Consider the following 22334-nt stretch of genomic DNA (forward strand, 5'->3'; position numbering starts at 1 on the left):
TCATGCAATACATCATCATGAACTACATGCCGCCCGCGGATCATCCCGATGCCGGCTCCGTCACCGATGCCGCCGAGGGCGAACTCTGGGGCGCATACACCCGCGCCCTGATCGACGCGGGCATCATGGTCGGCGGCGAGGCGCTGCATCCCGCCCACACGGCGACGACGATCCGGGTGACGGACGGACACCGCGAGGTGCAGGACGGGCCCTATGCCGCAACGAAGGAACAGCTGGGCGGCTTCTACGTCGTCGACGTGCCCGACCTCGACACGGCACTCGCCTGGGCGGCCCGCAATCCCGCGGCATCGCGCGGCGCGGTCGAGGTGCGCCCGGTCATCATGCGCTCCGCATGAGCGAGGCGGTCCGTGCCGTCGAACGGCTGGCCCGCCTGTCCTACGGCAAGCTGGTCGCCCGCCTGGCGGCGCGGACCGGGTCGCTGGCCGCGGCAGAGGATGCCCTGTCCGACGCGCTGATCCGGGCGCTGGAGACATGGCCCCGGACCGGCATTCCCGACAACCCGGAGGCCTGGCTGACGACGGTCGCCCGCAACCGCGCGACGGATCGCGCACGGGCCGATGCAAGGCCCGCGATCCATGCACGGGACATTCTGCTGATGGCCGAAGACAACAGCCTTGCCACGCCACCCGCGACGGACCCGCGGTTGCCGCTGATGTTTGTCTGCGCCCACCCCGCGATTGCCCCTGCCCTGCGCGCGCCGCTCATGCTGCAGGTCATCCTCGGCCTCGACGCGCGGCGCATGGCCTCGGTTTTCCTTGTGCCACCCGGCACGCTCGGACAGCGGCTGACCCGGGCGAAGGCAAAGATCGAACGGGCTGGCATGGCGTTCGACCTGCCCGCGCAGGCTGACATGGATGCGCGGATATCGGACGTCCTGAACGCGGTCTATGCCGCCTATGTCGTCGGATACAATGGTCTGCCCGCCGGCGATCAGAAGGCGGCGAGCCTCGCGCAGGAAGCGCTCTGGCTCGTCAGCCTGCTGGCCGACGGATTTCCCGACCAGCCGGAGGCAAATGCGCTTTTCGCCCTGATGCTGTTCGCGGAGTCGCGCCGAACCGCGCGGGCCGACCCGGCCACGGGCGCGCTGGTTCCGTTGGCGGAGCAGGACACCGCGCTTTGGGACCACGGGATGATCGCCGATGCGGAAGCGGCGTTGCGCCACGCGTCGCGCCGGCCAACCTTGGGGCGCTATCAACTCGAGGCGTCGATCCAGGCCGTTCATGCCGCGCGGCACCGCAGCGGTCGCACCGACTGGACCGCGCTCGCTTTGCTTTACGCGGGCCTCGTCGAGATCGCGCCGACCGTCGGCGCCTTGACCGGGCACGCCGCCGTCCTGTCCGAAACGCACGGGCCCATGGCTGCGCTCGCGGCACTCGATGCGATCCCGGCGGACAGCCGGACCGCCTATCAGCCGTGGTGGGCCACCCAAGCCCATGTCCTCAGCCGGCTGGGAAGGAACGCGGACGCCGTCGCCGCCTATGACCGTGCGATCGGCCTGTCTGACGATCCCGCCGCGCGGCTTTACCTCTCGGACCGAAAGTCCCGGTTGGTGTGATGAGAGGCAGGGGGCAAAGCCTTCCGCGTCACCGGGTCAGCCAGTGGCATCCGCGGGGCCGTCGCGCCCGGGTGGAACGACTCGGAACGTCTTCTTCCCTTCTTGCGCGAACCTTCACCCACCCGGCATTGCAGGCTCAGCTGCATGGGAAGCTCAGACGGGGCAGGATGACGGTTGACGTTCATTTCCAACGGCCAACGCGAAGGACTGAAACACAGGAGTGTGGTAGACCACATGCAGCGAAGCTGCCGGGAAGGGAAAGCAGGATGTCAGCCGAATCCGATTCGTCGAAATATGTCTTGAGAGCCGCCGACATTGCCGCGATGGCGGGTCTGAAAAAGACACATTTCCTGAATTCCGACGCGCAAAGGGTGAACAAATCGCTTGGTGATGTCACCGGGCTGACCGGCTTCGGCTTTCACATCATCACCGTGGAGCCGGGTCAGCTGACCACCGAACATCACGTCCATCATCACGAGGATGAATGCATCTACATACTGGAAGGAACGGCGTTGGCGCGGATCGGCGATGAAGAATACAGCGTCGGACCAGGAGACTTCATCGGATACAGGAAAGGTGGCTTGCCACATTCGCTGTTGAACAACGGAACGGACGTGCTCCGCTGCGTCGTCGTGGGTGAGCGGCTGCCGCATGACGTCTGCGATTATCCAGTCCAGGGCAAACGCATGTTTCGAAATGCCGGTCTGGCGTGGGGCATCGTGGACATGACGGCGATCGAGAGCCCGACAGCGGGCGCGAAATCGTAGAACGCGTTTTTCGGCGGAATGGAGGCTCGCTCTCTTGCGTCTGCAGAGAAGGTTCCGGTTTCGGACGAACTGCCTTGCCCGGCGTTCATAAATTGAGCAGAGTGCAGCGTTCGAGACCTCCGACGCGTCACAATCGCCGGCGGGTCGCGAGAATCTTGGCGGCCGTGCGGCGCGGCTTGATAGTCTGCCCGCAGAATTCAGGCGGAGATGACCCAAATGGAATCACTCGCAATCAACCTCGCCAATACGCCGCGCGTGCCACTGGACGACAGCCATATCGCCGCGATCCGCGCCATCGGAGTCGAGCGGCGCTACGCGGCGGGCGAGATCGTCGTGCGGCCGGGCGATCCGATGGTCGAATTCATGCTGGTCGAGGAAGGCGACGTCATCCTGCTCGACAGCCAGACCGGCGCGCAGGCGACGCCGGGCTCCCTGCGCCCCGGCCAGTATCTGGGCGAGATCGCCTTCCTGAATGGCGGCGTCTGGAGCATGGGGATGCAGGCCGCGGCCGATACCCGCGTGGTGGTTGTCCCGCGCGAGGACATGCTGGCCCTGATGGCGCGGGTGCCGGAACTGTCGGACCGGATCGTGACGGTCTTCGCGGGACGCCGCCGGCGCATCTTCGAGAATGACGAAAGCGCGCTGACCCTGATCGGCGCCGATCAGGACCGCGACCTGCGGCGGCTCGAATCCTTCGCCGCCCGCAACCGCATCGCCGTCAAGAAACTTGCGCTCGGCTCGGACGAAGCCTGCCGCCTTTTGGGCGAGGCGGACTGCGCGCTCGACATCCCAACGGCGCTCTTCGCCGGGCGGCAATTGCAGGACGTGAGCCCGCGCGCGGTGGCGCGGCTCCTTGGCCTCGACATGCCGCTGACGGGTGAGGCGCTCTTCGACGTGGCCATCGTGGGCGGCGGCCCGGCGGGCATCGCCGCGGCGGTCTATGCGGGGGCCGAGGGGCTGCGCGGCATCGTCATCGAGAACGAGGTGATCGGCGGCCAGGCAGGATCCTCGTCGCGGATCGAGAACTACATGGGCTTTCCCACCGGCATCTCGGGCGGCGACCTCGCCTGGCGGGGCGAGATGCAGGCGATGCGCCTCGGCACGCGCTTCGTCATGCCGCGCACGGTGACGGTGCTGGCACGGCACGACGACGCGACGTGGGAACTGACACTTGATGACGGCGAGAGCTTGCGCGCGCGGACCGTCGTCGTGGCGACAGGGGTGCAATACCGGCGCCTGCCCATCGCACGGCTGGAGGAGTTCGAGGGCGCCGGCGTCTACTACGCGGCGACCGACATGGAGGCGCGGTTCTGCAAGGACCGGCACGTCGCCATCGTCGGCGGCGGCAATTCGGCTGGGCAGGCGGCGATGTTTCTCGCGCGGGCTGCGGCGCACGTCCACGTCCTGATCCGCAAGGACAACCTGCGCGAGACGATGTCGGCCTACCTCAGCAGCCGGCTGGAACATGAGCCGGCCATCACCGTCCATCCTTATACCGAAGTCGCGGCTCTGGGCGGAGAGACCACGCTGGACTCCTGCACCCTGCGCGACACCCGCGACGGCAGCGAACGGCAGATCGACCTTGGCGGGCTGTTCGTGATGATCGGTGCCGCGCCGAATACCGGCTGGCTCGAGGGCGTCGTCGCGCTCAACGACAAGGGCTTCGTGCTGACTGGTCCGGCGGCGGGGGCCGCGACGCCTTTCGGCACCTCTGCCCCCGGTATGTATGCGGTGGGCGACGTGCGGCTGGGGTCCGTCAAACGCGTGGCAAGCGGCGTCGGCGAAGGATCGGTCGTCATCAGCGACGTCTGGAATTACGTCAACGACACCTTGCAGCCCTGACAGGACCCTGGCCCTCAACCCGCCTTGTGCGAAAGGTGGGACTGTCCCCAGGCGGCGATGGCGTCCAGAAGCGGGGCGAGGCTTTGGCCGTAATCCGTCAGGGCGTATTCGACCTTCGGCGGCCTCTGCCGGTGGTCGATCCGTTCCACCACGCCTTCGGCCTGCAATTCGCGCAATTGCCGGATCAGGACCGTTTCCGAGATCCATGACATCTCGCGTTTCAGTTCGGACAGGCGGTAGCTTTTGCGCGCCAGCCGATACAGGATTCCCGTCTTCCATTTCCCGCCGATGACGCCGACCGTCGCCTTCACCGGGCAGCCTGCCTGATCTTCCATCTCCGCGACCCCCTGCCGAAATTGCACTGACAAAATTGTCAGTGATTGCCTTGAAGACATCACCGGTCATGATCGGGATCGACGTCCCGATTACAACCCCTCGTTCATGACCGCGGGAGGTGGAACCGATGATCGATCCCATCACCCGCCGCACGGCGCTCGTGGGCCTCGCGGCCTTCGTTGCCGGCCCGGCTCATGCCCAAACCCCTTCATCGCAATCGCAGGATCCCACCATGGCTGCCACATCCTTCACCATCGACATCCCGGACGAGGTCATTCAGGACCTGAAGAACCGCCTCGCCGCGACGCGCCTGCCTGACCAGATCGACGGCAGCGGCTGGAGCTACGGCACCGATACCGCGTGGCTGTCCGAACTGCTGGCCTATTGGGCGTCCGATTACGACTGGCCCGCCGCACAAGCCCGTCTTAATGCCTTCGACAATTTCAAGGCCGCCATCGACGGCCTGGACATTCACTTCATCCACGCGCGGTCCGATCATGCGGATGCCGTTCCGCTGCTGATGCTGCACGGCTGGCCGTCATCCTTCGTGCAGATGCTCGACATCATCCCTCTGCTGACGCAGCCTGTTGACGATGGTCCGGCGTTCCATGTCGTGGCGGCGTCACTGCCGGGTTACGGCTTTTCCGGCATCCCGACTTCGCCGGGGATGAGCCCCGGCGCGATCGCGCCTTACATGCACACACTGATGACCGACGTGCTGGGCTACGACCGCTACGGCCTGCGGTCGTCGGACCTCGGGGCCGGTGTCGCGGCGCCCATGGCGGGCACCTACGCCGACGCCGTTATCGGGTCTCACACCGGCGGCACGAACCCCTACCTGCAAGGTCCGATCCCCGACGATCTGACCGAGGAGGAGCAGACCTTTGCCCAGAACGCGCAAAACTGGATGCAGCAGGAGATGGCCTACGCCATGCTGCAGTCCAGCAAGCCGCAGACGCTGGCCGTTGCCCTGAACGATTCGCCCGCCGGACTGGCATCCTGGATCCTCGAGAAATTCTGGCGCTGGACGGACCACGACGGCGACCTGACCACGGTCATCGACCGTGACGCGCTGCTGACGAACCTCACGATCTACTGGGCGACCCAGACCATCAACCCCTCCATGCGCCTTTACGCCGAGGCGGTGCGCGCCCAGGGCGGCTGGACCATGCCGCAGGTGCCGGTCGGATACCTGATGCCTGACAACGACATGTTCCGCACGCCACGATCATGGATCGAACGGCAGGGGCCCGTGGCGCACTGGACCGTTGCCGCGAAGGGCGGGCATTTCATGGAGTGGGAGCAGCCGCAGGTCGTGGCCGACGATCTGCGGCTGTTCTTCGGCGCGCTTGGTCAGCGATGACCAAGGCCAGTGACTTCGAGCAGGTCGAGGTTGCGTCGGAGGACGAATTGCGCGACTGGCTCGCGGCGCACCATCACCAGCACCAGAGCGTCTGGCTGATCTCGTTCAAGGCGGGTGACGACCGCTACCTAGCCTACGACACGATCGTCCGGCAGCTGGTCGCGCACGGTTGGGTCGACAGCCGCCCCCGGTCGCTGGACGCGGCCCGGTCCATGCGATTGATCTCGCTCCGGCGGCCGGGCAGCAACTGGTCCCGTGCCAACCGTCAGCGGGCCGAGGACCTGATCACCAGCGGTCAGATGACGCCGCGCGGGCAGGCCGCCGTCGACAGCGCGAGGGCGGACGGCAGCTGGACCGCTCTCGTCGACATCGAGGATGGCGTGGTGCCGGACGACCTGGCCGCGATGCTGCGCGACACACCCCATGCGCAAGGTCATTTCGACGCGTTCCCGCCGTCGTCCAGACGCATCATCCTCGAATGGATCGCGGCGGCCCGCACTGATGCGACACGTCGCAAGCGGGTGCAGCAGACAGCAGAGATGGCCTCGCGAAACGAACGGGCAAACCACTACAGATCATAAGGCAGCGGCGCATCTCCTGAGCTGCCCGCTGACGGCAAGAGACTCATTTGACTTTCCGATGCTGGCGACTGGCCGCGAAAGATCGGCAGTTCGCCAGTCAACTATTCAGGCGAAACGCGGTGAAGTTCCGCTCACCGCCAATCATGTCAACCGAATAGGCCTTGGCCTTGGTTTTTGGCTGAATGTCCGCTTCTTGAAGGCGGACGCGGTGCCTTCGCTCCAGCAGCGAATGACCGCTGTCCGCCCTTCTTGTCGTCCAAAGAGGTGCGGGACCAGGTTTCTGACTGAATGTCCGCTTCTTGAACGCGCGGGGTGCCGTTCCTCCCGCAGCGAATGACCGCTTTCTGCCCTTCTATGACAAAATTGTTCTCAGGGCCCTGAACGGGCCCGGTAGATCACCTTAGAGCCACATTTTCAGCTTGTATCATACTGTAATGACACTCTGAAGGCTGAAGGCGGCTGGCCGGAGTGATTGGGTGCCTATGCCCAATCAATCAAGCGAGATAGCAAAATGAGCCCATGATTGCGGAAGGGCAAATCGCACGATCGCACGGCTTCGAACCTCGCACAGGAAGCGCTTCGTGGTCGCGTCTTAAAAGCGATACCATACGCATGGAGGCCGTAATTGAAGGCTCTGCATTTGTCAGTCGTGCCCCTTCAAACTGACCCACTCTTCCATCATGCGCCGCATCATTTCCGGCCGCGTTGGGAGATCGGGTTCAGTTTTACGTATGTCGTCGATCTTCTGCACGAACTCAGCGGACAGCCGAACGGTGATCGGTTGCGTATCAAGCGGCTCGATCCGTCGGGCTTTAACACGGCTGTCTTGGGCTGCGACTCTGAAGCGGCCGACGCCCATGCCGAAGCCGACAAGTTGATTTGGAAATTCTAAGGATCCGACACGTGCGGTTTCTGGGATCTGTCCAACGCGGCCTGGGCAATGTTGCTTTTGCTGCAGTCCGATGGCCTTGACCTCCACCTGATCGCCCAGAGGTCGGCAGGGCTGCGCTACCGGGCGGCGGCTTGCGCCCGCTCGCCGCTGCCCGAGGAGATGTTCTCCGCCGATCGCCTGTGGGCAGCGGTGGAGGTGATCGACCTCATGGTCGAGACGGCGATCAACGACTACGCCAAGATTGATCCGGACCACGTCGAGGATGTACGCGGTCTCGTGACTCGCGGTATCGACGCGGCGGTCGAGCGTGCCCGTGCGCAGCACCGCCGGGACGATCCGGATCCGGACGCCGCCCCCCTGCCCTGCGCTGGCTGAGCTTTTCGTCAGGTTCACCGACCCCAACCACCTCTACGAGCAGCCCCTCGGCATCCACCCCTCGGATGCCGAGGGATGGCGGCTGCCCATTTTTCAGCTTTCTCACCTCACCAGGAGACTTTTCATGACCCATCACACCCGCCTGCCCTCCGCCGTTCTCGTCGATGGCGCAAGCCACTTGGTTTTTCCGCTTGCCCCCGATCCGTCCTGGCCTGCCATCGCCGAGGCCAAGGGTTTCGACCTCATCACCCGCGTCACCGACCGCTACCGCTGCGTACTGCGGTGCCATGCCTGCGGCACCAAGGCGGTCGTGCGGATCAACGTGCTGCGCGATCACCAGCCGCTCTGTCACGGGTGCATCTACCAGCGCCGTGCCACGGCGGCGCTGGCCCTCGGGGCCGAGCTGATCGCAGCTGACGCCGGCAGCCGTCACTACGGACATTCCCGTCTGCGCTGCGGCCACGTCGTCCGTCGGCAGTATCTGCGCGTTGAGAAAGCCGCTGCCGGGGGTCACGCCATCGACTGCGAGGCCTGCCGCGAGATTCGTTATGGCACCGAGGCGCGGCATTTCGGCTGGACGCTCGACGGTCCGGCGCGTGGCCGTCGTCCCGGCTATCGCAGCTACCGCCACGGATGCGGGCATGCTCAGGATGTCAGCATCGGGAACATGGCCTGGGGCGATGCGAGCTGCGGGGCCTGCGCGCAGAATTGGGCCGGCAAGCCGAGCTATGTCTATCTCTTCAAGATCGACCTGCCGGGGCTGCCTGTTGTCAAAATGGGCTACAGCGCCCGCCCGGCCAAGAGGTTGCGCCACCAGCTCGGCATCGCGCGCGGGGTGCGGACGGAGATCCTGCGGGTGATGCTGCTCTCCTCGGGCAACGCCGCCGTCCGGGAGGAAAGTGCCTGTCATCGCGCGATGCGCGAGCGTCACGCCCACTTGATCGTGCCCAAGCCCATGTTCGGCGACGCGATCAACACGCAGGGCCGATGTGATCCTTGCCAACCCGCCATTCAATATCTCGGACTGGGGCGGTGAACGGCTGCGCGAGGATGGGCGGTGGAAGTATGGCACGCCGCCAGCAGGCAATGCCAACTATGCGTGGTTGCAGCACATCCTGCACCATCTCGCCCCTTCGGGCACGGCGGGGGTTGTGCTGGCCAATGGCTCGATGTCGTCGACCCAATCTGGTGAGGGCGAGATGCGAAAGGCCATGATCGAAGGCGAAGTGATCGACTGCATGATCGCCCTGCCGGGGCAGTTGTTCTATTCCACACAGATTCCAGCCTGCCTTTGGTTTCTGGCCAAGGACAAATCCAACGGCATCGCCCGCGATCGGCAGCTACGTGACCGGCGCGGCGAGGTGCTGTTCATCGACGCCCGCAGGCTGGGCTTTATGGTGGATCGCACGCGAAAAGAGTTTTCCGACGCCGACGTGGCGCAGATCGCCGCGACCTACCACGCTTGGCGTCTGGGTGAGGGCTACGTCGACATTCCCGGGTTTTGCAAATCGGCAAGTTTGGAGGAAATCCGGTCCCACGGCCACGTCCTGACCCCGGGCCGCTATGTGGGGGCAGAAGCGGCAGAGGAGGACGACGTGCCCTTTGTCGAACGTTTCGCAGGCTTGCAGGAGGTGCTGGAGACGCAGTTCGCCGACGCCGAAGCGCTGACGGCGACCATCCGGGCGCGGCTGGCGGGGGTTATCCCGCAATGACAGCGTGGGAAACTGAAACTCTTGAAAACTGTCTCGAAGCTTTACTCGACTATCGCGGCAAGAGCCCGACAAAATCGCCATGGGGCATCCCTGTTCTGTCGGCCAGGGTTGTGAAGACCGCCGGGCTATTGCGGCCGATCGAACAGACCGTCGCTCCGGACTACTATCCTAAGTGGATGACGCGAGGATATCCAAAGCCCGGCGACGTCGTCATGACAACGGAAGCCCCTCTCGGGGAGGTAATCCAATTAGACGAAGAAACGGCATCTTATGGTTTGGGTCAGCGGCTGGTTTGCCTACGAGGCAAGGCCGGTATACTGGACAACACATTCTTGCGATACCTTTTGACGTCGCCCGTACAACAAGAGGTTCTTGCCAGTCGCGCGACTGGAACAACGGTGTTGGGGATAAGCCAGAAGGCGCTGCGCTCAATGCCAATCGCCTTTCCGGAATTTTCGGAACAGCAGCGAATAGGCGAGTTGCTGGCATCGCTGGACGACAAGATCGAGTTGAACCGGAAGATGAGCGCCACGCTGGAGGCCATTGCGCGGGCGCTGTTCCGCGACTGGTTTGTCGACTTCGGCCCCACCCGCGCCAAAATGGCAGGCACCGCACCCTACCTCTCTCCCGATCTTTGGTCCCTGTTGGCTGGTGTAAATCTACGAGAAGCACCGCGCCGCATAGGAGATCATCCACATTGTCTTCTCCGCCTGCACGGTGAAGCCGACACGGCTATCGGTCGCGTCCTGACGCGAGAAGAGTATGAGGCCAACTACGGTGTTGAGGGCAGTTACCGAGAGATACTTCGCGCTACAATCAACGCTACAAGTTTGCTTTTCCTTGGATGCAGCCTGAACGTCGACCGGACTATTGCCTCCCTTGCTGAATTGAAGGGTCAAGCGCGCGTCGCCACACCCAGACACTATGCTTTTTTGCCTTTGACTGAGGGCATGGACAGGGAGGCGCGCCGCGCCGAACTTGGTGCGGCCGACATCCACCCGATCTGGTACCCACCTGAGAACCATGACCAGTCAATCGAGGACTTGCTGATTTCCCTGATCGAGGGCGGATTTCATGAATAGATCCTGTGTCTCATCGATACGGTGTTCGTCAAAGGTAGCCATCAAATGAGCGTTCTGAGTGAAGCTGAAGTCGAAACAGTGCTTCTCGATCAACTTGGGTCGATGGGATACACTTGCCTGAACGACGCAGTTTCGGGTCCCGATGGTCAAGCCCCAGAGCGCGATGCCTATTCCGAAACGTTCCTTAAACAGCGGCTGCGAGATGCTATCACGAGGCTAAACCCAAACATACCCTTTGAGGCGCGCGAAGATGCGCTTCGAACTGTAATTGGCACCGAACGTCCCTCGCTGATCGAAGAAAATCGCCGCCTGCACCGCGCGATGGTCGAGGGCGTTCCCGTGGAGTACCGGGCCGATGATGGCGCAATCCGCGGTGATGCGGTGCAACTGATCGATCCGGACGACCAGCACAACGATTGGCTGGCTATCGCGCAGTTCACGGTGATCGAAAACGGCAACAACCGCCGCCCTGATGTAGTGGTATTCCTGAACGGTCTGCCTCTAGGTGTGATAGAGGTAAAAAAGCCTGGTGCGGAAAACGCCACGCTGGGCGCGGCGTTCAATCAACTGAAGACCTACAAGGCGCAGATCCCCTCTCTTTTCCGCACCAATGCTGTGCTGATAACGACTGACGGCATTCAGGCCCGCATTGGCTCGCTGACCGCAGACTTAGAACGCTTCATGCCTTGGCGCACGACCGACGGTACCGATGTAGCCCCCAAGGGGACGCCTGAAATGTCGGTGCTGATCGAAGGGGTCTTCGCCCGCCCACGGCTGTTATCGCTATTGAGCGATTTCACAGTCTTTGGCGACACTTCCAGCGGCATCTCCAAAATCATCGCCGGTTATCATCAGTTCCACGCCGTTAAACGCGCAGTAATCAGCACAGTTGAAGCCAGCGATCGCAGGGTGATCGAAAAGCGGGGGTGATCTGGCACACGCAAGGATCGGGCAAGAGCCTGCTTATGGCATTCTACGCCGGGCAACTGGTGCGCGAACCGGCGATGGAGAATCCAACCATCGTGGTGATTACCGATCGCAACGACCTAGATGATCAACTATTCGGGACGTTCTCCATGTGTCGCGACTTGATCCGCCAGACGCCGGTGCAAGCCGACAGCCGCGAGGACCTCCAAAAGGCACTTTCACGCGCCTCGGGCGGGGCTATTTTCACCACCATCCAGAAGTTCGCTCCCGAAAAGGGTGAAGCCTATCCGATGCTAACCGACCGCCGCAATGTGGTTGTTATCGCTGACGAGGCACATCGTAGCCAGTATGGATTCAAATCGCGCATCGAGAAAACCGGCGAGATCGCATATCCGAACCGTCGCATCGTCGATTGGCTTGGACACTTCCCACGCAACGACTTTAGCCAAAGCGCTCTGAATGAAATCGGTTCAGCCGTGACCCTTTTTCGCGTGAAACGGCATGCGGCTGAGTTTCTGTCGAAGATCAGTACAGACTTTGGCGCTGACCGCATCACGACTTTGGAAAGCCCCGAGTACACGCCAGACGACATGCAGGACGACGACGCCGCTACGCTGTCTGTATCCCGGCAAGCCGAGGAAACGACCGAAGACTTCATTGTGCGGCGCATCATGGCTGGTCTGACTGGCTATCAATTCGAGGAATTGGTCGCACACGTCATGGAATGTATGGGCTACACCGCCCGCGTCACGCCAAGGTCCGGCGATGGCGGCGTTGATGTGATTGCACATATGAATGCACTTGGGTTCCAGCCGCCTATCGTGAAAATCCAGTGTAAGCGGACCACAGGTCAGCACAGCAATGCAGAGGTCAATCAACTGTTGGGAATGCTGGGCGATGGGGAATTTGGGCTGTTCGTCACGCTTGGTTCATTTAGCCGCGCAGCCAGTGAACTTGAACGAAGCCGGCCTAAGCTGCGTTTGATCGACGGCGATTCCTTCGTTGACCTTCTATTGGACAACTACGCCAAGCTATCACCGCGCTACCGTTCAATCGTCCCACTTAAGCAAATATATGTGCCAGACTTGCCGACCGGTTGATGGCACATTCCGCCAATGTCCGCGACCTTCTGCCAAGTCCTGGGGGAAGTATTGGGGGAATCTATTCCCCGAATTAATCATAAACACAACGATTTCAAACCGTTAAGAGGTGGGACTGGCGGAGGCTCAGGGATTCGAACCCTGGGAGGGCTCGCACCCTCGCCGGTTTTCAAGACCGGTGCAATCGACCACTCTGCCAAGCCTCCGACCTGCGCCTGATACTGTGCCCGCGGCACCGCGTAAAGCCGGTTCACGCTTTGGCGAAAACCGTCCGGTTCGCGTGTGGCGGTCTTTCAAATGCGGGCCTCAGGCGCTAGTGTCGCGCAAAAGGCGGGGGGCCGGTGGCCCGTCCGCAAAGCCGGGTGCCGCGCAGCAAGGACCGTGTCAAACGGTGGCGCGCCACCCCGAAGTGACGAGGGCGAGCGATGGCAGAGACGACCGGGCAGGCATTTCACGACATGGCGCGGCACAAGACCCGCCCCGGATGGGGCCGGGCGACCTGCACCCTTGCCCTGCTCTCCATCGTCGCGCTGGCCGGTTGCGACAAGCTGACGAAGGATGGCGGGTCGGATGGCCCGGCCGCCCTGACCGGCGGCGCCATGAACCTTGCAGAGCGCGACATCGAGGCGCCGGAGGTCTTCTCGCTGACCGAACCCGGCTTGTGGGATGGCCGCCCGTCGCTGGGCGGCGTCTGGGTCGCCCACCCCACCGTGACCGACCCCGAGCGGGTGATCATCCGCAACACCGCCAACGGCAAGTTCGTGATCGGCGCCCTGTTCCGCCGCGAGCTGGAAAACCCCGGCCCCGCGCTGCAGGTCTCCTCGGACGCGGCAGAGGCGCTGGGCGTGCTGGCCGGTGCGCCCGCCCCGCTCAGCGTCATCGCCCTGCGGCGCGAGGAGGCGCCCGCCCCGGACGCCACGGCGATCACGAATTTCGACGCCCCGGAGGTGATCGCGGCCACGCCGCTCGACCCGCAGCCCGGGACGGAGGCGCCGGCCGCCGACCCCGCGCCGGTCGCGACCGACCTGCCCGCCGCCGCGCCGGCGACGCCGGAACCGGCCCCCGCGGCCCCGACTTCCAACCTCGAAAAACCCTTCGTCCAGATCGGCATCTTCAGCATCGAGGCGAACGCCAACGAGACCGCCGACCGCCTGCGCGCGGACGGCCTGTCCGCCAGCGTGCTGGCCCAGAACAGCCAGGGCAAGTCGTTCTGGCGCGTCGTCGTCGGCCCCGCACCGACCGTCGCGGACCGCAGCGCGGTGCTGGACAAGATCAAGGCGCTGGGCTTCCCCGACGCCTACGCCGTGACCAACTAGGACCCCTGCCCCGGAGCTTTTGCCATGCGCGCCATGATCCGCCCCCTCGCCGTCCTGCTGCTGTGCCTCGGTGCCGGCCAAGCCGGGGCGCAGGCCTTCAACACCAAGGCCCGCGCCGCCTACGTGCTGGACGAGACGACCGGCACCGTGCTGCTGGACAAGAACGCCGACGAGCCGCTGCCGCCCGCGTCCATGTCCAAGCTGATGACGATCTACATGGCGTTCGAGGCCATCGCCGACGGCCGCCTGCGCATCGACGAGGAACTCCCCGTCTCCGAACACGCGGCGAGCTACGACGGATCGAGCATGTTCCTCGACACCACCGACCGGGTGAAGGTGGAGGATCTGCTGCGCGGCGTCATCGTCCTGTCGGGCAATGACGCCGCCGTGGTGCTGGCAGAGGCACTGTCGCCCGACGGTACGGAAGCCGGCTTTGCCCGCATGATGACCGACCGCGCCCGGCAGATGGGAATGAACGATTCCACCTTCCTGAACGCGAACGGCTGGCCCGCCCCCGGTCATTTGATGTCGATGCACGATCTGGGCACGCTGGCCGACCACCTGATCACCGACTACCCGACCTTCTACCCGATCTTCTCGGAACAGGAATTCCTGTTCGACGGCCGCGTGCCGTCCAACACCCAGAACCGCAACCCGATCCTCGGCCTCGGCATCGGTGCCGACGGGCTCAAGACCGGGCATACGGCAGAGGCAGGCTACGGCCTCGTCGGGTCCGCCAAGCAGGACGGGCGGCGGATCATCTTCGTCCTGTCCGGCATGGACAGCACCGCCGAACGCCGGGAAGAGGCGGAGCGGATCGTCAACTGGGCCTTCCGGCAGTTCGCGCAGAAGGACGTGGCCAAGGCCGGGACCCGGATCGCCGATGCGCCCGTCTGGATGGGCGACAAGCCGCAGGTCGGCCTGACCGTGGGCCAGGACCTGTCGCTGCTGATCCCTGTCCTGCAACAGGACAACATCCCCGCCAACATCGTCTATGACAGCCCGATCCAGGCCCCGATCACCGTCGGAGAACAGCTGGGCGAGCTTGTCATCAGCCTTGACGGCATGCCGGAAAAGCGGGTGCCGCTGGTCGCCGACCGTGACGTGCCGCGTGGCGGCTTCATGCCCCGGATGCGCACCGCGGCGCAGGTCATCATGGGCAAGATCACCGACGCCACGGCGGAAGAGGCTGCGCCCGCCGACACCGCGACCGACGCCGCCGCCGCACCGCCCGCATGACCGCCACGGCGCGGTTCATCTCTTTCGAGGGGATCGACGGTTCCGGCAAGTCGACGCAGGCCCGCCTGCTGGCGGACAGCCTGCGCGCCGACGGGACAGAGGTCGTGCTGACCCGCGAACCCGGCGGCAGTCCGGGGGCAGAGGAAATCCGCAGCCTTCTGCTGACCGGCGACACGGACCGGTGGAGCGCGCGGACCGAGATCCTGCTGTTCACCGCGGCCCGTCGCGACCACCTTGAAAAAACGGTGCTGCCGGCATTGGACGCGGGCCGAACCGTGATCTCTGACCGGTTCGCCGACAGCACCCGTGTCTATCAGGGCGCGACCCGCGGCGACCTGCGCCACATGGTCGACCAGTTGCACACCCTGATGATCGGTCGCGAACCCGACCTGACCTTCATCATCGACATGGACCCCGCCACCGCCCTGCGTCGCGGTCTCGCCCGCAGCAGTGGCGAGGACCGGTTCGAGGACATGGGCCTGCCGTTTCAGGAAACCCTGCGCCATGGCTTCCTCAGCCTCGCCCGCGCCAATACCGACCGCTGCGTGGTGATCGACGGCAACCGCGATCCCGCCGCCGTCGCGTCAGAAATCAGGGCCCACCTGTGACCGAGGCCCCCGAACCCGACCGCATCGCCGGTGCGCCGCATCCGCGCGATACCCCACAGCTTTACGGGCAGGACGCCGCCGTGGCCGATTTCCTCGACGCGTGGAACGCGGGGCGCATGCACTCCGGCTGGCTGATCACCGGGCCGCGCGGCGTCGGCAAGGCGACGCTGGCGTGGAAGATCGCGACCTTCCTGCTCGCCGACCGCCCGGCCGAGGGCGGGCTCTTCGGCGACCCGCCGCCCGTCACATCGCTCACCATCGACCCCGAAAACCCCGACGCCCGGCTGATCCAGTCCGGCGCGCATCCGCGCCTTTATGTCGTGCGGCGGCCCACCGACGACAAGACCGGTGCCCTGAAATCCGAAATCACCGTCGACGCCGTGCGCGGGATGCGCGACTTCTTTCACATGAGCGCCACCGACGGCGGCCGCCGCGTCGTCATCGTCGATGCGGCAGACGAGCTGAACCGCTCCGCCGCCAACGCCATCCTCAAGGAACTGGAAGAGCCTCCCGCCCGCACCGCCCTGCTGCTGATCGCGCACCAGCCGTCGCGCCTGCTGCCGACGATCCGGTCCCGCTGCCGGGTGCTGCGCTGCGCGCCGCTCTCCGCCGCCGATCTTGGCGCCGCCCTGACCCAGGCGGGATTGGAGACGGAGGCGACGGAGGCGCTGGCCACCCTCTCTGCCGGGTCCGCCGGCGACGCCGTGCGCCTGCTGACGCAGGACGGCCTGCAGCTCTATGCGCAGCTGATCGGCCTGATGATGACCCTGCCCCACCTTGACCGCAACGCCACGATCAAGCTGGCCGAAAGCTGCGCCGGCCGCACCAACGACACCCGCTTCGCGCTGGTCCTCGACCTGATCGACCGCTTCCTCGCCCGCACCGCCCGCGCCGGCCTGATGGGAGAGCCGGCCTCTCAGGGCACCGCCGGCGAGGCGCGTCTGCTGGCCCGCATCTCTCCCCATGACCGCGCTGCCCGGGCATGGGCCGACCTGCAGCAACGCGCTTCGGCCCGGGCGCGGCACGGACGGGCGGTCAACCTTGACCCTGCGGCGCTGATCCTCGATATGGTGTTGAGCATCGAACAGACGGCGCTCGCCACCACCCAAGGCTGATCCATGACCCTTCCCGCCCTCGTCGACGCCCATTGCCATCTGGATTTCCCGGATTTCGACGACGAACGCGACGCGGTCATCGCCCGCGCCCGCGCCGCCGGTGTCACCCGCATGGTGACGATCTGCACCAAACTGCCCAACGCCCCCCGCGTCGCCGCCATTGCAGAGGCGCACGAGGGCATCTTCTGGGCCGCGGGCGTCCACCCGATGAGCGTCGGCGACCACGCCCCCGTCACCGTCGATCAGCTGGTGGACCTCGCACGGCACCCCAAGATGGTCGGCATCGGCGAGACCGGCCTCGACTACCACTACACCGCAGAGACGAAGGCGACCCAGCAGGACAGCCTACGTCTGCACATCGAGGCCTGCCGACAGACCAGGTTGCCCCTGATCATCCATGCCCGCGACGCCGACGACGACATGGCCCGCATCCTGACCGAGGAACATGCAGCAGGCCCCTACACCTGCATGATGCACTGCTTCTCCTCCTCCCGCGCGCTGGCAGAGGCGGCGCTGGGCCTCGACTTCTACCTGTCGATGTCGGGCATCGCGGCCTTTCCGAAATCGTCGGATCTGCGGGCGATCTTCGCCGACGCACCCCTCGACCGGATACTGGTGGAAACCGACAGCCCCTACCTCGCCCCGCCGCCGCACCGCGGCCGCCGGAACGAGCCCGCCTACACCGCGCATACGGCGCAGGTCGGGGCGGACACCTTCGGCCTCTCCCTCGACGACTTCGCGAAAGCCACCTCCGCCAACTTCGACCGCCTGTTCTGGAAGGCGGCATGAGCTATCGCTTCACCATCCTCGGCTGCGGCTCGTCCGGCGGCGTGCCGCGCCTTGGCGGGCACTGGGGCGACTGCGATCCGACCGACCCGAGGAACGCCCGCCGCCGCTGCTCGCTGCTGGTCGAACGTGACGGGCCCGACGGCACGACGCGTGTGCTGATCGACACCTCGCCGGATCTGCGCGCACAACTCCTCGACGCGGGGATCGGCACCCTCGACGCGGTCGTCTACACCCATCCGCACGCCGACCATGTCCACGGCATCGACGATCTGCGCATGATCGTCTTCAACATGCGCAAACGCCTCGACATCTGGGCCGATGCCCCCACGACGGCCGCCCTGCGCAACCGCTTCGGCTATGCGTTCGAGACGCCAGCCGGCTCCGCCTACCCGCCGATCTGCGATCTGCGGCCGATCCGCGGCGACGTCATCGTGAACGGCCCCGGCGGCCAGATCGTCCTGACCCCGTTCGAGGTCGTGCACGGCACCATTCCGGCCCTTGGCTTCCGCATCGCTGACGTGGCCTACCTGCCCGACGTCTCCGACATCCCGCAGGCCGCATGGGATGCCCTTCAGAACCTCGACATCTGGATCGTCGACGCCCTGCGCCGCACGCCGCACCCCAGCCACAGCCATCTGGCCCAGACGCTGGACTGGATCGCCCGCGCCCGGCCCCGTCAGGCGGTGCTGACCAACATGCACATCGACCTCGACTACCGCACCCTGCAGGGCGAACTGCCCCCCGGCGTCATCCCGGCCCACGACGGCCTGACACTGACGCGCGCCGCCTGATCCTTCATCCGGCCGGTTAAACTCCCGCCGGAGGCATCCGGCCCTTCCCCAAGGACGCTGCCATGGGCAATCTGATCGACGTCATCCTGCCGGTCTTCCTCGTGATCGGCTTCGGCTACGTCGCGGTGTGGAAGAACCTCTTCACCGACAGCGGCGTCGACGGCTTGATGCGCTTCACCCAGACCTTCGCCATCCCCTGCCTGCTGTTTCGCGCGATCAGCGGCCTCGACCTCGGCCAGAACTTCGACGCGGCCCTGCTCGCCACCTTCTACACCGGCGCCACGATCTGCTTCTTCGTCGGCATGATCGGCGCGCGGGTGCTGTTCAAGCGCGACTGGCAGGACAGCGTCGCCATCGGATTCTGCGCCCTGTTCTCGAACACCTTGCTGCTGGGCCTGCCGATCACCGAACGCGCCTACGGCACGGATGCGCTGCGCTACAACTACGCGATCATCGCGATCCACTCGCCCTTCGGCTACCTGCTGGGCATCACCGCGATGGAAATCGCGCGCAACACCGGCAATTCCGCCCGCGCCCTGCCCGCCAAGGTGCTGAAGGCGATGTTCCAGAACGGGTTGATCATAGGCATCACGCTCGGCCTGATCGTCAACCTGACCGGCCTGCCCCTGCCCGGCGTCTTCACCGACGCGATCGACCTGATGGTCCGCGCCGCCCTGCCTGCCGCCCTCTTCGGCCTCGGCGGCGTGCTCTTCCGCTACCGCCCCGCCGGCGACATGCGCGCGATCCTCTTCGTGGTGGCGATCAGCCTGATCCTGCATCCGGCCATTGTCTGGCTGCTCTCAGGATTTGCCCACCTCAGCGTGCCGGAACTGCGCTCTGCCATCCTCACATCGGCCATGGCACCGGGAGTGAACGCCTATGTCTTCGCCAACATGTACGGCCGCGCACGCCGCGTGGCGGCCAGCGCCGTGCTGATCGCCACCGGCGTCTCGATCCTGACGGTCTGGGGCTGGCTCGCCGTGCTGCCCTGACGGATCAGCCCGGCGACATGCCCCGCAACCGCTCCGACCGGCGGCGCAGCAGTTCCACCACCGTCAGCAGCGCGATCGAGATGATGACGAGGATCGTGGCCACCGCAAGGATCGTCGGGCTGATCTGCTCGCGCAGACCGGTGAACATCTGCCACGGCAGCGTCTTTTGCGCCGCGGCGCCGACGAACAGCACCACCACGACCTCGTCGAAGGACGTGATGAAGGCGAACAGCCCGCCAGAGATCACGCCCGGCAGGATCAGCGGCATCTGCACCTTGAAGAAGGTCGTCACCGGGTTCGCCCCCATGTTCGCCGCCGCCCGTGTCAACGACTGGTCGAAGCTGACCAGCGTCGCCGTCACCGTGATGATCACAAAGGGCACACCCAGCGCCGCATGGGCGAGGATGACCTTGATGTAGCCGCTCAGCGATTTCGAGATACCAAGGTAGTTTTCCATGAACAGCCCCATCTGGCTGTAGAAAAAGAACATGCCCGTGGCCGAGATGATCAGCGGCACGATCATCGGGGAAATCAGCACCGCCATGATCGCGCGGCGTCCCGGCACGTGGCTCTGCGACAGCCCGATCGCCGCCAGCGTGCCGAGAGAGACCGAGATGAACGTCGCGAAAGGCGCGATGATCAGCGAATTCTTCAGCGGCTGCAGCCAGGCGTCGTTGGTAAAGAAATCCTGATAGTGCTTGAGGCTGAAGCCCGCCGGGTCCAGCGCCAGCATCTCCGGCGTGAAGGTAAAGAAGTTCTGCGCATTGAACGACAGCGGAATGATCGTGATGATCGGCGCGATCAGGAAGAAGAAGATCGCCCCGCAGATGAACTTGAAGCTGTTGTGCCAGAGCACCTGCCCGGTCGTCGCATAGGGTGGCACACCGCGGCGGTAATCGCCGGTGTCCAGCCAGTAGACCGCCCAGCCCAGCAGCGCGCCAAGGATCAATCCGCCAACGGCGCCGGCAAATCCGCCGGCAAAGAACCCCATCGCGACGCAGACCGCGATCGCGCCCCAGCGGCCGGTCTTGCGCGGCAGGAACCGGGTCAGCACGAAGGCCAGCACGGCGGCGATCACGGCGCCGAAGATCGCCCCTTCCAGCGGGCCGAGTCCCGCGGCCTGCCCCCCGATGAACCCCAGCAGCGCGCCGAACACGGCGACCAGCGGCAGGGTGAATGTGACGAAGGGATGCAGCGGCTTGCCCTGTTCGGGATTGAACGCGACGGATGACATGGCTTCAGCCTCCCAGCTTGACGTTGTCGATGCCGACGATGCGGTCGTAGGCCCAGTAGAACGCCATGACGATCACCAGCAGGATCGCGCCCAGTGCGGCCGCCAGACCCCAGTTGAGCGAGGTCGAGATGTGATAGGCGATCCGGTTCGAAATGAAGACACCCTTGGTGCCGCCCACGATTTCCGGCGTGATGTAATAGCCGATGGCGAGGATGAAGACGAGGATCGACCCCGCACCGATGCCCGGCACGCTTTGCGGGAAATAGACCCGCCAGAAGGCGGTCCAGTTCGTCGCTCCCAGCGATTTTGCCGCGCGCAGATAGCTCGGCGGGATCGTCTTCATCACCGAATAGAGCGGCAGGATCATGAAGGGCAGCAGGATATGCGTCATCGCGATGATGGTGCCGGTCGCGTTGTTGATCAGCGCCAGCCGGTTGCCGTCGGACACGAAACCGATCCAGACCAGCAGGTCATTTATCACCCCCTGATCCTGCAGCAGCACCTTCCACGCAGAGGTCCGCACCAGCAGGGACGTCCAGAACGGCAGCAGCACGAGGATCATCAACAGGTTCGCCTGACGGCTGGGCAGGTTCGCAAGCAACCAGCCGATCGGATAGCCCAGCAGGATGCAGGCCACGGTGATCGCCGTCGACATGATCAGCGTGCGGACGAAAAGCGTGATGTAGACCCGCTCGTTCTCGGGTCGCCACGCGATGCCGTCCGGCGTCAACTGCAGGTCGGCGGCGTTCAGGAAATAGCCTGTCGTGTAGGGCGCGGAATAGGTCTGGATCGTGCGCCAGACCTCCCGGTCGGTCCAGTCCTTGTCCATGTCGACGAAGGCGGCCTGCAGGTTGGTGGTCGCGAAATTCGGCACTGCGGCCTGCGCCGCCGTCAGCAGTGCGGCGTGCGGAAAGTCGGCCGGGATCGCGGCGCCGTCGCGCAGGTCCTCGTAAAGCGCCAGATAGACGCTGTTCCACGGCTCTTCCTCGGCCGGGTTGTCGTCGTCCTCTACCTGAACGACGCGGGCAAAATCCCTGTAGATGCTCGCCGTCTGCGGCAGCACCTCGCCCACGCCCTCGGCCAGGCGGAACGTCGGGCGGCGGCCCTCGCCGTCGTATGCGGCATTCGCCTCGACCCAACGCGGCCCGGCAAAGATGTCGACGAAGGTCTGCGGATCCTCCCACGCGGGGTCCAGCGCCACGAACTGTTCGGTATAATTCTCGCCGATGTCGTCGACGTTGCGCCCGGTCTTGCGGAACAGGGACGAGATGCCAGAGACCTCGTAGTTCAGGCGTGATCCCAGCCGGGTATGGTTCTTTTCTTCCGACGCGACGGTCATGTCCTTGGCCAGCGCGGAAAAGACCGCGGGGCCCGGCACCTCGGTCTCATCCGGATTCCAGTCGGCCAGCACCCGCACCGTGCGCGGCAGGGTATCGCCGACGATCTGGTTCTCGACGGACCGGAACAGCATTTCGCCGATCGGGTAGATGAAGGTCAGCAGGATGAACAGCAGCAGCGGCGCGATCAGCATCAGCGCGCGGCGCTTCTGCCGGCGCAGGGCGCGGTTCAACGATGTCTTCAACGGCGTGCCGTCGGCGGCCAGCATCGGGCCGTCCTTGTCGGATTTGCCGATCTTGAGGCCGGTGTCCGGCGTGATGCCGGTCAGGTTGTCGGGTCCATGGGTGGCATCGCTCATC

At 65.0% G+C, this 22334-nt stretch carries 23 protein-coding genes and 1 tRNA gene; 20 read left to right on the forward strand and 4 right to left on the reverse strand.

The genetic code is table 11. The features are described 5' to 3' along the window. The first annotated feature begins 2 nt into the window (after nt 1-2). From BUA54_RS11335 to BUA54_RS11350, 4 genes are all read left to right on the forward strand, one after another. Nucleotides 3-356 carry a YciI family protein gene (locus BUA54_RS11335; protein ID WP_072857385.1) on the forward strand — a complete coding sequence of 118 codons (354 nt, stop codon included), beginning with the start codon at nt 3-5 and terminating at the stop codon, nt 354-356. Continuing rightward, on the forward strand, nt 353-1576 hold the full coding sequence (locus BUA54_RS11340; RefSeq protein ID WP_072857386.1) for an RNA polymerase sigma factor: 1224 nt from the start codon (nt 353-355) through the stop codon (nt 1574-1576). Before BUA54_RS11335 ends, BUA54_RS11340 begins: the two co-directional genes overlap by 4 nt. A 266-nt stretch (nt 1577-1842) precedes the next feature. Further along, nucleotides 1843-2343 (forward strand): cupin domain-containing protein, encoded by a 501-nt coding sequence (locus BUA54_RS11345; RefSeq protein WP_072857387.1) that lies wholly within the window; start codon nt 1843-1845, stop codon nt 2341-2343. A gap of 216 nt (nt 2344-2559) precedes the next feature. Then, nucleotides 2560-4185 carry an FAD-dependent oxidoreductase gene (locus BUA54_RS11350; protein WP_072857388.1) on the forward strand — a complete coding sequence of 542 codons (1626 nt, stop codon included), beginning with the start codon at nt 2560-2562 and terminating at the stop codon, nt 4183-4185. A gap of 14 nt (nt 4186-4199) precedes the next feature. On the opposite strand, the gene BUA54_RS11355 is transcribed toward BUA54_RS11350, so the two are convergent. Beyond that, nucleotides 4200-4520 (reverse strand): winged helix-turn-helix transcriptional regulator, encoded by a 321-nt coding sequence (locus BUA54_RS11355; protein ID WP_072857389.1) that lies wholly within the window; start codon nt 4518-4520, stop codon nt 4200-4202. Nucleotides 4521-4648: 128 nt separating this feature from the next. On the opposite strand from BUA54_RS11355, the gene BUA54_RS11360 reads away from it, so the two are divergent. From BUA54_RS11360 to BUA54_RS21380, 9 genes are all read left to right on the forward strand, one after another. After that, a complete protein-coding gene (locus tag BUA54_RS11360) occupies nt 4649-5884 on the forward strand; it encodes an epoxide hydrolase family protein (RefSeq protein WP_084114384.1) in 1236 nt (411 codons plus the stop codon). Beyond that, nucleotides 5881-6465 carry a YdeI/OmpD-associated family protein gene (locus BUA54_RS11365; RefSeq protein ID WP_072857390.1) on the forward strand — a complete coding sequence of 195 codons (585 nt, stop codon included), beginning with the start codon at nt 5881-5883 and terminating at the stop codon, nt 6463-6465. The genes BUA54_RS11360 and BUA54_RS11365 overlap by 4 nt, the downstream gene beginning before the upstream one ends. 625 nt (nt 6466-7090) lie before the next feature. After that, nucleotides 7091-7357 carry a hypothetical protein gene (locus BUA54_RS20845; RefSeq protein ID WP_143155410.1) on the forward strand — a complete coding sequence of 89 codons (267 nt, stop codon included), beginning with the start codon at nt 7091-7093 and terminating at the stop codon, nt 7355-7357. 48 nt (nt 7358-7405) lie between these two features. Further along, nucleotides 7406-7732: a hypothetical protein gene (locus tag BUA54_RS11375; protein WP_072857392.1), complete on the forward strand. Its 327-nt coding sequence runs from the start codon at nt 7406-7408 to the stop codon at nt 7730-7732. A gap of 124 nt (nt 7733-7856) precedes the next feature. After that, nucleotides 7857-8768 carry a GIY-YIG nuclease family protein gene (locus tag BUA54_RS11380; RefSeq protein WP_072857393.1) on the forward strand — a complete coding sequence of 304 codons (912 nt, stop codon included), beginning with the start codon at nt 7857-7859 and terminating at the stop codon, nt 8766-8768. Beyond that, nucleotides 8722-9444 carry an N-6 DNA methylase gene (locus BUA54_RS11385; RefSeq protein ID WP_084114349.1) on the forward strand — a complete coding sequence of 241 codons (723 nt, stop codon included), beginning with the start codon at nt 8722-8724 and terminating at the stop codon, nt 9442-9444. The genes BUA54_RS11380 and BUA54_RS11385 overlap by 47 nt, the downstream gene beginning before the upstream one ends. Beyond that, the gene (locus BUA54_RS11390) at nt 9441-10526 is read left to right on the forward strand and encodes an SIR2 family protein (RefSeq protein ID WP_084114351.1); all 1086 of its coding nucleotides are present in this window, start codon (nt 9441-9443) and stop codon (nt 10524-10526) included. The genes BUA54_RS11385 and BUA54_RS11390 overlap by 4 nt, the downstream gene beginning before the upstream one ends. Nucleotides 10527-10571: 45 nt before the next feature. After that, nucleotides 10572-11456, forward strand: coding sequence for a type I restriction endonuclease (locus BUA54_RS11395; protein ID WP_072857395.1), 885 nt, complete (start codon nt 10572-10574; stop codon nt 11454-11456). Nucleotides 11457-11491: 35 nt separating this feature from the next. Further along, nucleotides 11492-12553 (forward strand): restriction endonuclease, encoded by a 1062-nt coding sequence (locus tag BUA54_RS21380; RefSeq protein ID WP_245810633.1) that lies wholly within the window; start codon nt 11492-11494, stop codon nt 12551-12553. A gap of 116 nt (nt 12554-12669) precedes the next feature. Here the strand turns inward: BUA54_RS21380 and BUA54_RS11405 are convergent. Further along, nucleotides 12670-12759, reverse strand: a tRNA-Ser gene (locus BUA54_RS11405). Between the two features lie 219 nt (nt 12760-12978). Here BUA54_RS11405 and BUA54_RS11410 point away from each other — a divergent pair. The 7 genes from BUA54_RS11410 (at nt 12979) to BUA54_RS11440 (ending at nt 19403) form a co-directional block, all read left to right on the forward strand. Further along, nucleotides 12979-13869: an SPOR domain-containing protein gene (locus BUA54_RS11410; protein WP_245810640.1), complete on the forward strand. Its 891-nt coding sequence runs from the start codon at nt 12979-12981 to the stop codon at nt 13867-13869. A 33-nt stretch (nt 13870-13902) separates the two neighbouring features. Then, complete coding sequence (locus BUA54_RS11415; protein ID WP_072857636.1) at nt 13903-15108, forward strand: D-alanyl-D-alanine carboxypeptidase family protein; 1206 nt, start codon at nt 13903-13905, stop codon at nt 15106-15108. After that, a complete protein-coding gene (gene tmk / locus BUA54_RS11420) occupies nt 15105-15716 on the forward strand; it encodes a dTMP kinase (RefSeq protein WP_072857397.1) in 612 nt (203 codons plus the stop codon). Before BUA54_RS11415 ends, tmk begins: the two co-directional genes overlap by 4 nt. Then, the gene (locus tag BUA54_RS11425; protein WP_072857398.1) at nt 15713-16831 is read left to right on the forward strand and encodes a DNA polymerase III subunit delta'; all 1119 of its coding nucleotides are present in this window, start codon (nt 15713-15715) and stop codon (nt 16829-16831) included. The genes tmk and BUA54_RS11425 overlap by 4 nt, the downstream gene beginning before the upstream one ends. A 3-nt stretch (nt 16832-16834) precedes the next feature. After that, on the forward strand, nt 16835-17620 hold the full coding sequence (locus BUA54_RS11430) for a TatD family hydrolase (RefSeq protein ID WP_072857399.1): 786 nt from the start codon (nt 16835-16837) through the stop codon (nt 17618-17620). Beyond that, the gene (locus BUA54_RS11435) at nt 17617-18411 is read left to right on the forward strand and encodes an MBL fold metallo-hydrolase (protein WP_072857400.1); all 795 of its coding nucleotides are present in this window, start codon (nt 17617-17619) and stop codon (nt 18409-18411) included. Before BUA54_RS11430 ends, BUA54_RS11435 begins: the two co-directional genes overlap by 4 nt. Nucleotides 18412-18473: 62 nt before the next feature. Next, nucleotides 18474-19403, forward strand: a complete 930-nt coding sequence (locus BUA54_RS11440; protein ID WP_072857401.1) for an AEC family transporter — start codon at nt 18474-18476, stop codon at nt 19401-19403. A gap of 4 nt (nt 19404-19407) precedes the next feature. Here the strand turns inward: BUA54_RS11440 and BUA54_RS11445 are convergent, their stop codons facing one another. Together BUA54_RS11445 and BUA54_RS11450 are read right to left on the reverse strand one after the other, a co-directional pair. Beyond that, on the reverse strand, nt 19408-20637 hold the full coding sequence (locus BUA54_RS11445; RefSeq protein WP_072857402.1) for an ABC transporter permease: 1230 nt from the start codon (nt 20635-20637) through the stop codon (nt 19408-19410). Nucleotides 20638-20641: 4 nt separating this feature from the next. Then, the gene (locus tag BUA54_RS11450) at nt 20642-22333 is read right to left on the reverse strand and encodes an ABC transporter permease (protein ID WP_084114353.1); all 1692 of its coding nucleotides are present in this window, start codon (nt 22331-22333) and stop codon (nt 20642-20644) included. Between the last annotated feature and the right edge of the window lies 1 nt (nt 22334).

It is taken from the genome of Loktanella atrilutea, assembly GCF_900128995.1.
In the GTDB taxonomy this organism is placed as follows: Bacteria; Pseudomonadota; Alphaproteobacteria; order Rhodobacterales; family Rhodobacteraceae; genus Loktanella; species Loktanella atrilutea.

Coding starts and splice junctions, on each gene's coding strand:
- BUA54_RS11440 (WP_072857401.1), top strand. CDS start 18,474: ATGGGCAATCTGATCGACGTCATCCTGCCGGTCTTCCTCGTGATCGGC.
- BUA54_RS11350 (WP_072857388.1), top strand. CDS start 2,560: ATGGAATCACTCGCAATCAACCTCGCCAATACGCCGCGCGTGCCACTG.
- BUA54_RS11375 (WP_072857392.1), top strand. CDS start 7,406: ATGTTGCTTTTGCTGCAGTCCGATGGCCTTGACCTCCACCTGATCGCC.
- BUA54_RS11355 (WP_072857389.1), bottom strand. CDS start 4,520: ATGGAAGATCAGGCAGGCTGCCCGGTGAAGGCGACGGTCGGCGTCATC.
- BUA54_RS11345 (WP_072857387.1), top strand. CDS start 1,843: ATGTCAGCCGAATCCGATTCGTCGAAATATGTCTTGAGAGCCGCCGAC.
- BUA54_RS11365 (WP_072857390.1), top strand. CDS start 5,881: ATGACCAAGGCCAGTGACTTCGAGCAGGTCGAGGTTGCGTCGGAGGAC.
- tmk (WP_072857397.1), top strand. CDS start 15,105: ATGACCGCCACGGCGCGGTTCATCTCTTTCGAGGGGATCGACGGTTCC.
- BUA54_RS11445 (WP_072857402.1), bottom strand. CDS start 20,637: ATGTCATCCGTCGCGTTCAATCCCGAACAGGGCAAGCCGCTGCATCCC.
- BUA54_RS11340 (WP_072857386.1), top strand. CDS start 353: ATGAGCGAGGCGGTCCGTGCCGTCGAACGGCTGGCCCGCCTGTCCTAC.
- BUA54_RS11415 (WP_072857636.1), top strand. CDS start 13,903: ATGATCCGCCCCCTCGCCGTCCTGCTGCTGTGCCTCGGTGCCGGCCAA.
- BUA54_RS11335 (WP_072857385.1), top strand. CDS start 3: ATGCAATACATCATCATGAACTACATGCCGCCCGCGGATCATCCCGAT.
- BUA54_RS11390 (WP_084114351.1), top strand. CDS start 9,441: ATGACAGCGTGGGAAACTGAAACTCTTGAAAACTGTCTCGAAGCTTTA.
- BUA54_RS11380 (WP_072857393.1), top strand. CDS start 7,857: ATGACCCATCACACCCGCCTGCCCTCCGCCGTTCTCGTCGATGGCGCA.
- BUA54_RS11395 (WP_072857395.1), top strand. CDS start 10,572: ATGAGCGTTCTGAGTGAAGCTGAAGTCGAAACAGTGCTTCTCGATCAA.
- BUA54_RS11435 (WP_072857400.1), top strand. CDS start 17,617: ATGAGCTATCGCTTCACCATCCTCGGCTGCGGCTCGTCCGGCGGCGTG.
- BUA54_RS11450 (WP_084114353.1), bottom strand. CDS start 22,333: ATGAGCGATGCCACCCATGGACCCGACAACCTGACCGGCATCACGCCG.
- BUA54_RS11360 (WP_084114384.1), top strand. CDS start 4,649: ATGATCGATCCCATCACCCGCCGCACGGCGCTCGTGGGCCTCGCGGCC.
- BUA54_RS11430 (WP_072857399.1), top strand. CDS start 16,835: ATGACCCTTCCCGCCCTCGTCGACGCCCATTGCCATCTGGATTTCCCG.
- BUA54_RS11410 (WP_245810640.1), top strand. CDS start 12,979: ATGGCAGAGACGACCGGGCAGGCATTTCACGACATGGCGCGGCACAAG.
- BUA54_RS21380 (WP_245810633.1), top strand. CDS start 11,492: ATGGCATTCTACGCCGGGCAACTGGTGCGCGAACCGGCGATGGAGAAT.